An 8966-nucleotide genomic window follows, 5' to 3' on the forward strand; every position below is an offset into this window, starting at 1 on the left:
GCCGCCGCGCCCATCCGGCAAAGCCCTTGCAAGGAGGAAGCGGCCGGTTCCCGGAACGGGGCCGGGCGCGTCCCTGACAGATGAGAGGATAAAGATGACGACTATCGACAAGACGGCGCTGGGCCGCCTGGATCAGGAAGGCCGCCTGTTCAACGCGGTGCTGAAGGCACCGACCACCAAGCCGGGCCGCTTCGGCTTCCGCGGCGATATCGCGCTGAAGTTCCAGCCGCAGATCGCCGACGAGAAACGCCCGCCGGACATCTCCATGGAGCAGGTGCTGACCTTCGCCCAGGAGGGGGAGGCAACGATCCCCGTGCTGGCGGGCTATCTCCACTCCTTCGCCTACCTGGAAACGGCGGCCGAGGTGCTGGACGGGTTGCTGAAGCCGTCGGGGAAGTACTTCATCTTCTGTAACAACATCGACCTGCTGGCCGCCTACCAGGTCACCCTGCGCGGTATCCCCTTCATCATCCTGCCCTGCGATGAGTCCACCGTGTGGAAGGAGATGATGGACCTAATGGGCATCGACAAGAACGACACCCGCAAACTGGACACCGCCGGCAAGCTGGACGTGCTGCTGGACATCGCCCTGCGCTACGAGGGGCGGTACAAGGCCATAACCTTCGAAGAGGGCGTGGCCGGCATGTATCCAGTCAAGAACCGGAACGAGAACCGGCCGGTCTGATCATAACCGTTCTCAAAGGCCGGCATCTTCGCAGGGGAAGCCGCCGGCATCCTCAACCCCGACATCCTCAACCAGGGTCACGCCGGTGACGCAGACATCGCCGTCCAGGACGGCCAGCGCCACCGGCCGCAGCCCATCCCCCGCGCACGGCCCCTCCACGCACCGCCCGGTGCCCAGGTCGAACAGGGCGCCGTGCTTGCCGCACATCAGACGGGTGCCTTCGGGATCCAGGAACTGGTTCCGTTCCCAGTCGAGGCGCACACCATCATGAGGGCAGGTGTTGACGTAGCCGAACACCTGCCGGCCCCAGCGGACAACGATGATGGCCCAGGGGCGGGCCTGACCGTCGTCCCCCCGGCGCAACAGGTGAAAACCACGGGCCTTGCGGCTGGGAATGTCGTCCAGGGCACAGATCGCATACGCGACGGCGGGGGTGATGGCGGGAGTGGCGTGGCTGTCCGTCACGGGGAACCTCTTCCGGCAAGGGGGAACCGGCCACCTCCTATGCAAGAACCGCGCGAGGCAAAAACCGCGCGGAGCCATGGCACGGAATTTGATTTGAACAGTCGCCAAGCCATCAAATCCTGAGGAGATACGACATGAACCTCGCCACCCCATACGCCACCCTCAGCCTGGATGAGGTCAAAGCCAGGCTGGCGGGCGGCACCCTGACCGTGCATTCCGTCGCCCGGCCGCCATCCGCCGACCAGGCGGTGGACCGCAGCGGCGTGCTGGCCGTGTTCACCTTCGCCGACCCGGCATTCGACAGCGCCGTGGACGGCCTGGAGCAGCCGCTTTTCCTGGCCAATCCCGTGCCGGCGCAGGATGGCGGCGTGCCGGGCTTCGTCCGGGCGCGGGCGGCGGACGGCACCGTCGTCGCCGACTTCTCGGCCGGCCCCGGCGCACGGGAGATCAAGTTCGCGGAGGTGTCCTGTTCCGAAGGCGCCCCGGTTCGGCTGACCGCCTTCCTCGTCATGGCCGAGGGCGGCTGGCCGGAACAGCCGGACTATTACCACGGCAAGCCCCGCCCCGGCTTCCCCCTGCCCGCCACGCCCTGACGGCTTCCGTCCGGAAACGTCGGCTTTGCGACAAAGGCCCGTCGGACAGAGGGCCACCCGAACACGAAGGAAGACACGGAAATGACGACATTGGTGAAGGTCACTCAGGACGGCCGACGGTTGGAGGTGGTGGGGCTGGCCCTGCGTCTGGCCGGCGCGCTGGAGGCGATAGGGTTGGTCGAGGTGGCGCGCCACCCCCATTACCGGACCATCATGAACGTGGCGCCAGACGCCACCCATATGGCCGGGCGGGTGCCGCTGACCGCGGCCGAGGCGGCCGTCGCGCAGGACGCCCTGGATAAGGCGGAAACCCGGGTCCTGGCCGACCCGCTGGCCATCCAGGAACGCTTCCGTGTCGCCGCCCTGTGGAAGGCGCGTGAGCAGGGGATCGAATGACCTGCCACGAACCGTGTGCACCAGCGCGCGGGGGAGACCATCGCTAGAGGGAGATCTCGCGCCCGGCGCGGATGTGGGCCAGCACGGCCTCCCCCTCCTCCGCGCCGAAGCAGGCGTCGAAGTCGTCGCAATCCGTGCAAACCGGGGCCGAGCAGAGGGTGAAGCCTTCCGACCGGCAGATCATGCGGTACAGGAACTTCTTCCACTTCATGTCTTGGCTGTTACGCCGCTTCAGGCCGGTGAAATGGCGCTCCATCAGGCGCGACAATTCCCCCCGGTCACGTAGGCCCAGGTCCTGCCACAGATGGTTGGGACGGGTGCAGCGCCGGGCGATCATGACAGACAGGTCGCGCTGCAAGGGGCTGCCCGTGCTGGCGTACATCCACAGCAGATCGCGCACCGCCACCTCGTCATCGCCCAGGATGGGCGGGGGACCGGGGTCTGAGGTCAAGGCCGCCGGCGCGCCGGGAAACAGCGCCGCGACCAGCCGGCCCAGGGCATCACCTCCCAACCCCACCCGGGCGGACAGCGGGTCGCGAGCCGCCACGGCCTCGCCCCAAGCCAGCGACAGGATGCTGGCCACCGCGTGTTGGTCGAAAGGGTCACAAACGGCCCCTTCGGTGCCGGCCATCAGCCGGGCATAAATTTGGGTGGCCGCCGCCCGGGTCACGCGGCCTCCATCCTCAGGGGGCCGTGGGTCTGGCATTTGGCCGGGCAGACCCGGGCGCAGGCGCCGCAGCCGATGCAGGCGCCCTCATCATCCATGACCATGACCTTCTTCTCGATCTCATCGTCGTCATCGCCACCGTCGAGGTCGATCAGGCCGCCATCCTCGTTCAGGCCTTTCAGGAGCATCACGCCGCGGCCGCAGACCTTAAAGCAGCGGCCGCAGCCGATGCAGCGCTTGGCATCGATAGCGATCAGATAGTCGGGCTGCCAATCGCGGCCATCGCGGGTGGAGGCGGACATGGAATGGGCACTCCCTCAAAAAAAGGGTCAGGCATTCTCCAGCGTCTTCAGGCTGGCGCGCTTGCTTTCCAGGATGGCGAAGGCGTCGTGGGCCCGCTGCGCCACCTCAAGGATGGTGGGCCAGTTGACCGGCAACTCCTCCGACAGGTCGTGCAGGTCCATCTTGGCCTGCATGGCCTTGGCCGACAGCTTCTTGATCTCGGCCTTCAGCGCTTCGGCATCGCTCATCGCCCGCCCTCCTCAATACCGCGCCACATCGGGGAAGCGGGCGATCATGTCGATACCCGCCTGCACGTACTTCGCCCCCTCCTCCGCCAGCTTGGCGAGGTTGTCGAAGCCGAAGCGGTGGACGTCGCGCAGTTGCTTGTTGACCACCACCAGCCGTCCACCCAGCAGCACCATGCGGCCGAAGCCCTCATGGCTCATCTTCAGCATGGGGGAGACCATGACGCCGGTGGCGCGTTCGATGGACAGGGCGATGGCGTTGAAGAACAGCTCCAGCCGCCAGATCGTCTCCGGGTCAGGGTCGCCCATGATGGGCAGGGCCCGCCGCTTCTCCCGGTCCAGGATGTAGGGTTCCAGCAAATCCAGGTCGGACTTGGCGTCCCAGGTGCCGTGGGCATCCTGCGCCCGCCACACCTTGACCAGTTCCTTGATGAAGGGGGCCTGGGCCGCCGCCTCGGGCGGCGCGATTTCCGCGATGTCGGACATGCTTTACCTCAATCCTCAAAATTCAGGGTGCGGGGTGCGTCCTTGGCCAGGGCCTTGCGCAGCCAGGGCGGGGGCGTGCCGGCCAGCACCTCGCGCAGCCGGCCCAGCAGGTCCTCGATGGCCTCGGGCTGGTTGACCTTCATCGGGTGGATGTTGTTCGCCACCACCCGGGCGGCGCCCGACCCGCCGATGGCGGCGACATATAGGATGGCGCAGTCCTTGATCGCCTCGATCTTCGGTGCCAGCTTGTCCTCGTTGCCGTCCTCCTGCAGATCGCCGGCGAACTCCACCGCCTTCAGGAACTGATGCCCCTCGGGGCTCAGCTCGTAGATCGCGATGTTGCGCGCCCAGCCGAAATGGGCGTCGACGCGCTTCAGGTCCTGGGTCGCGAACGCGATTTTCATGCGATGTCCCCTTGGGTCCAGGCGCCGACGACGGCGCCGTGCTCATGCGATGTCCGCCAGGTGTCTGGCGTCGGCTCGTGATGGGCCTCGCCATCGGCCATCACGAGGTTGCTGAGGGCGAAGATAAGGTCGCGGGCGCCGCGATAGCCCACCATGGTCAGATGCCCGGCCCCTAGCCGGTCGAACATGGGTATGCCCATGCGGAAGAAGGGGATGCCCAGCCGGGCCGCCGCCTGGCGGCCGTGGGAATGGGTGATCAGCAGATCGCAGGCCCGGTCCTTCGCCAGGCGCTCCAGATCCTCCAGGTCGCCGATCAGCACCTCGGCCGTGTCGATGTCGGCCAGCACCGGGGAATGAGTGGTCGTCACGGCCGCCGTGATCTGCGCGCCCATGCCGTGCAGCATGCCGCCGACGTCGGCCAGCAGGTCGGGTTCCGCCCCGATGGCCAGCTTGCGCCCACCGATGTGGAAGTGGCCGTCCAGCATGGCATCGACCAGCTGGCCCCGCTGGCGGCGGTATTTGGCCGGTACCGGCCGGCCGCTGATCTCCGCCAACAGCATCATCAGATCATCGGTCGGGCCCAGGCCGCACAGACGCTGGAACAGGTGGAACGGCACACCGGTCTTGTCGTGCAGCGCCTGGGCGGCGCCGCGCATCTGCTCGCCGATGGCGATGGTCCAGCCGGCCGTGCCCAGGGCCGCCACCTCGTCCACGCCGATGCCGCCGATGGTGGTGGGTGTAAATTCCTCCGGAATATGGCCGTCCAGCGAGCCCGCCAGATCGGGCAGGAAGCTGGGCCGCAGGCCGAAATCCTCGATGATGGTGCGCAACTCATCCAGGTCGCCGGGCGTCAGATGGCAGCCGGGCAGGACGTTGACGCGGGCCGCGTCGCGGGCCGCCTTGGCCGGCGATGCCTGCACCAGCGTTTCCACCATGCGCGTCACCGCCTTGGCCCAGCCGTCCTGGAAGGCATCCTTGAAGTCGGGGGTGGAGACATAGACGATGGGCAGGTCCGCCACCTCCGGATGCCGTTCGCGCACCAGGCGGATGTAGCCCTCGACATCGTCGCCCTTGGTCTCCGTCACACCGGTGGAGCAGAGTCCGATGATCTCCGGCTTGGTCCGCTTGTGGATGTTCAGGATGGCCTGCTCGACATTGTCGTAGCCGCCCAGCACCGTGGCCACCTCGCTCATGGCCGTGGTCTGCAGGGGAATGGCCTCCTTGAAATGGCGGACGAACAGCACCAGCCCGAAGGAGGTGCAGCCCTGTGAGCCGTGCAGCAGGGGCATGGCCCCGCGCAAGCCCATGAAGGCCAAGGCACCGCCGATGGGCTGGCTCATCTTCAGCGGGTTGACCGTGCAGGCCTTCTTCAGATGCGTGACCGTCGCCATGGCTGTCACTCCGCCGCCATCAGGATTTCCTCGACCCGCGTGGCGCAGGCGCCGCAGCCGCCGGTGGCCTGGGTGTGGTCCTTGACCCCATCCACCGTCGCCAGCCCGTGCGCCTGGATGGCGTCCTCGATGGCACCCAGGTCCACGCCCTTGCACAGGCAGACGGGGCGGGCCCGGCGCGCCGCCTCCGCCAGCACCGGGTCGGCCGCCAGCTCCGCCGCCTCCGCATCCATCTGGGCGATGGCCTTGTCCTGCCAGCTGTGGCCGGGCACGTCCCAGGGCGCGGGGCGGCGCACCTGTTCCCACACCGGGTTGAACAGGGTCTTCGCGATCTCTTCCACCAGCCGGACCATGCCGACGTAGCCCATGTAGGCATGGTGGCGTTCCTGGTTGATGTCCAGCCAGGGCATCGCCGCCTTCAGCGCGATGAACTGCGACCGGCCGCCCGACAGCATGATGTCGGCCCGCGCGTCCTTCAGCATCTTGTACATCTCGCGCGGGGTCATATCCTCGATCATGTGGGCGTCCTGGCCCATCAGTTCCTTGATGCGCTCCTTGTCCTCCTTGGTGGATTTCTTGACGCTGGTGCCGACCAGTTCCAGCCCGGCCTCCTGCAAGGCCGCCACCACCGACCAGGACTTCACCCCGCCGGTGATCAGCAGCACCTTCTTGCCCTGGAAGCGGGGCCTGAAGGGCGCGATGGCGGCCCAGGCCCGCGCCTCCTCCCGCGCTATCACGGCCTCCGTGCGGGCCAGCAAATCGTCGGGGGCGCCGCGCTCCACCAGCAGGCGCGCGATCTCGCGCAGGCTGTCACTGGTGTCGCCGATGCCGTAGAAGGACCCCTCGAAGAAGGGGATACCATAGCGTTCCTGCATCTTGCGGGCGACGTTGATCATGGCCTTGGAGCAGACCATCATCGCCGCCTTCGCCCGGTGCGACTGGGCCACCTCGCGGTAGCGGCCATCGCCGGAGATGCAGGACAGGATACGGATGCCCAGCTCATCCAACAGCGGCTTCACCTGCCACAGCTCGCCCGACAGGTTGTATTCGCCGATGATGTTGATGTCGTAGGGCGTGGTGGCCTCCGGCTCCATCGTCCCGATGACATGGTCCAGCAAAGCCTCGCCCGCCAGCTTGTTGCCCAGGTTCTTAGGCCCCACGAAACCGGGGGCGTTGATGGGGATGACGGGCGTGCCGAACTTGGCCGTCGCCGCCTTGCAGACGGCGTTGATGTCGTCACCGGTCATGGCCGGCAAGCAGGTCTGATAGACGAAGACGGCCGGCGGGTCGTACTTCTCGACGATCTCGCGGATGGCCTTGTACAGCCGCTTCTCCCCGCCGAAGACGATGTCGGTCTCGTTGATGTCGGTGGTGAAGCTGGTGCGCCACAGTGTGGGGCCGGAGGACTTGGCACCCCGGTTGTCCCAGGAGTTGCCTTCGCAGGCGATGGGCCCGTGCACCAGGTGGGCGACGTCGGTCAGTGGTTGCAGGGCGATCTTGGCGCCGTCGAAGGCGCACCCCCCCGCCGCCCCGCCGGGCTGCAGCTGCTTGGTGCAGCCCTTTTTGCGTTCCGCCGCCGACTTGTTGGCGTTCTTGCCGCAACCGGGCTCGTCGAAGACAGCCTGTATGGTGGCCGACAGGGAACTCATGGCGTCTCTCCTCGACCTCGGGAACCCAAAAAGGGGCCGCGCCGCCTGAACTTCAAAAACCGGGCGGCGCGGCCAGGAGGCAGCGCTTTTTTGGGGGAAGCGCTCACGGGGAAGGGTCAGCGGATGATGTCGAAGCTGTAGTCCGTCTTGGACGGCACGTTGCTGGCCTTGTCGATTTCGTCGAAGATCTTGTCCAGGATCCACACCAGCACGTTCAGCCCCCCCTGGTAGCCCCACACCGGATAGCGATGGTGGTGGTGCCGGTCGAAGATGGGGAAGCCAATGCGGATCAACGGCGTGCCGGTGTCGCGCTCCAGATACTTGCCGTAGGTGTTGCCGATCAGGAAGTCCACCGGCTCGGTGAACAGCAGGGACCGCATATGCCACAGATCCTTGCCCGGATAGACATGGCAGTTCTTCCCGAAGGGCGAGCTGTCGAACACCGCCTGCACCTTCTCCGCCCAAGCCTTGTTGCCGTTGGTGGCCAGCACGTGGGTCGGTTCCGCCCCCAATTCCAGCAGGAAGGCCGCCAGGCCCAGGCATAGATCCGGGTCGCCATAGATCGCGAACTTCTTGCCATGGATGTGGGCGCTGCTGTCGGCGATGGCATCGACCAGGCGGCCCCGTTCCATTTCCAGCGATTGCGGAATCTCCACGCCGGCCAGGCTGGCGACCGTCATCAGGAAGCGATCGGTGCCGGCCACGCCCACGGGGTGATTGAAGGCCGCGACCTCCTGCCCATGGGCCGCGATCAGGCCCAGGGTCTTTTCCGTGCAGTGTTCCTGCATCGACACGGTGGCCTTGGCGTGCACGGCCTGGGCCGTCTCTTCCAGCGTGGTGCCGCCGTCATACATGCGGAACTCGCCATCCGTGGGCGTGTCCCAGACGTCGCTGTTGTCGCCCAGGATGGTGTAGTCCACGCCCATCAGGCCGAAGATGCGCTTGATTTCCCGCAGGTTGCCGACGGTGTAGCCGTCGAACCCGCCGATGAAGTTGATCTTGCCGTTGGGCTGGCGCTCCAGCTTGGGGGCCGTGCCGGCCTTGCCGTCCCAGAAATGCTCCAGGATGCCCTTCATCACGTTGTCGTAGCCGGTGACGTGGCTGCCGACGAAGGCGGGGGTGTGGGCGAAGGGGACATCGTACTCGGCCGGGACGGAACCCTTTTCCTTCGCCGTCTTGATGAAGGCGTTCAGGTCGTCGCCGATCACCTCCGCCATGCACGTGGTGGAGACGGAGATCATCTTGGGCTTGTACATGCTGTAGGTGTTGGCCAGGCCATCGATCATGTTGTTCAGGCCGCCGAACACCGCCGCATCCTCCGTCATGGAGGAGGAGACGCAGGAGCTGGGCTCCTTGAAATGCCGGGAGAAGTGGCTGCGGTAATAGGCGACGCAGCCTTGGGAACCATGGACGAAGGGGATGGTCCCTTCGAACCCCACGGCGGCGAACACCGCGCCCAGCGGCTGGCAGGCCTTCGCCGGGTTCACGGTCAACGCCTCGCGGGCGAAGTTCTTCTCGCGATATTCGGGCGTCTTGGCCCATTCGCGCACCCGCTCCACCTCCGCCGGGTCCCGCTGGTTCTCGAACAGCGCGCGCTTGTTCGCCAGCATCTGCTGGTATTCGGGCCCGCGGAAAAGCTCCAGGTGGTCGAGCACGTGTTCGGCATTCTGTGTCATGATCTAAGCCCTTTCAAATCAGGTCCT

General features: G+C 66.5%; 12 protein-coding genes. 3 read left to right on the top strand and 9 right to left on the bottom strand.

Annotated features, from left to right (window positions below; genetic code table 11):
* The first annotated feature begins 94 nt into the window (after positions 1 to 94).
* On the top strand, positions 95 to 685 hold the full coding sequence (locus UAJ10_RS19635; RefSeq protein ID WP_322916898.1) for a hypothetical protein: 591 nt from the start codon (positions 95 to 97) through the stop codon (positions 683 to 685).
* Between the two features lie 12 nt (positions 686 to 697).
* Here UAJ10_RS19635 and UAJ10_RS19640 read toward each other — a convergent pair whose 3' ends face one another.
* Positions 698 to 1150, bottom strand: a complete 453-nt coding sequence (locus tag UAJ10_RS19640; protein WP_322916900.1) for a Rieske (2Fe-2S) protein — start codon at positions 1148 to 1150, stop codon at positions 698 to 700.
* A 134-nt stretch (positions 1151 to 1284) separates the two neighbouring features.
* Here UAJ10_RS19640 and UAJ10_RS19645 point away from each other — a divergent pair, with 134 nt between their 5' ends.
* Positions 1285 to 1743, top strand: a complete 459-nt coding sequence (locus tag UAJ10_RS19645) for a hypothetical protein (RefSeq protein ID WP_322916901.1) — start codon at positions 1285 to 1287, stop codon at positions 1741 to 1743.
* Positions 1744 to 1824: 81 nt separating this feature from the next.
* Positions 1825 to 2139: a hypothetical protein gene (locus UAJ10_RS19650; protein ID WP_322916902.1), complete on the top strand. Its 315-nt coding sequence runs from the start codon at positions 1825 to 1827 to the stop codon at positions 2137 to 2139.
* A 43-nt stretch (positions 2140 to 2182) separates the two neighbouring features.
* Here the strand turns inward: UAJ10_RS19650 and UAJ10_RS19655 are convergent, their stop codons facing one another.
* The 8 genes from UAJ10_RS19655 to nifK all read right to left on the bottom strand — a co-directional run bounded on the left by UAJ10_RS19655 (position 2183) and on the right by nifK (position 8939).
* Positions 2183 to 2809 carry a nitrogen fixation protein NifQ gene (locus tag UAJ10_RS19655; RefSeq protein WP_322916903.1) on the bottom strand — a complete coding sequence of 209 codons (627 nt, stop codon included), beginning with the start codon at positions 2807 to 2809 and terminating at the stop codon, positions 2183 to 2185.
* The gene (gene fdxB, locus UAJ10_RS19660) at positions 2806 to 3108 is read right to left on the bottom strand and encodes a ferredoxin III, nif-specific (protein WP_322916904.1); all 303 of its coding nucleotides are present in this window, start codon (positions 3106 to 3108) and stop codon (positions 2806 to 2808) included. Before fdxB ends, UAJ10_RS19655 begins: the two co-directional genes overlap by 4 nt.
* A gap of 27 nt (positions 3109 to 3135) precedes the next feature.
* On the bottom strand, positions 3136 to 3336 hold the full coding sequence (locus tag UAJ10_RS19665) for a CCE_0567 family metalloprotein (protein WP_322916906.1): 201 nt from the start codon (positions 3334 to 3336) through the stop codon (positions 3136 to 3138).
* Between the two features lie 12 nt (positions 3337 to 3348).
* Positions 3349 to 3819, bottom strand: a complete 471-nt coding sequence (locus UAJ10_RS19670) for a NifX-associated nitrogen fixation protein (RefSeq protein WP_322916907.1) — start codon at positions 3817 to 3819, stop codon at positions 3349 to 3351.
* Between the two features lie 8 nt (positions 3820 to 3827).
* The gene (gene nifX / locus UAJ10_RS19675) at positions 3828 to 4223 is read right to left on the bottom strand and encodes a nitrogen fixation protein NifX (RefSeq protein ID WP_322916909.1); all 396 of its coding nucleotides are present in this window, start codon (positions 4221 to 4223) and stop codon (positions 3828 to 3830) included.
* Positions 4220 to 5614, bottom strand: coding sequence for a nitrogenase iron-molybdenum cofactor biosynthesis protein NifN (gene nifN / locus UAJ10_RS19680; RefSeq protein WP_322916911.1), 1395 nt, complete (start codon positions 5612 to 5614; stop codon positions 4220 to 4222). The genes nifX and nifN overlap by 4 nt, the downstream gene beginning before the upstream one ends.
* 5 nt (positions 5615 to 5619) lie before the next feature.
* On the bottom strand, positions 5620 to 7263 hold the full coding sequence (nifE, locus tag UAJ10_RS19685; RefSeq protein ID WP_322916913.1) for a nitrogenase iron-molybdenum cofactor biosynthesis protein NifE: 1644 nt from the start codon (positions 7261 to 7263) through the stop codon (positions 5620 to 5622).
* Positions 7264 to 7379: 116 nt separating this feature from the next.
* Positions 7380 to 8939, bottom strand: a complete 1560-nt coding sequence (gene nifK, locus UAJ10_RS19690; RefSeq protein ID WP_322916914.1) for a nitrogenase molybdenum-iron protein subunit beta — start codon at positions 8937 to 8939, stop codon at positions 7380 to 7382.
* Positions 8940 to 8966 lie beyond the last annotated feature (27 nt).

This window comes from Nitrospirillum guaranorum (assembly GCF_034653275.1).
GTDB lineage: Bacteria > Pseudomonadota > Alphaproteobacteria > Azospirillales > Azospirillaceae > Nitrospirillum.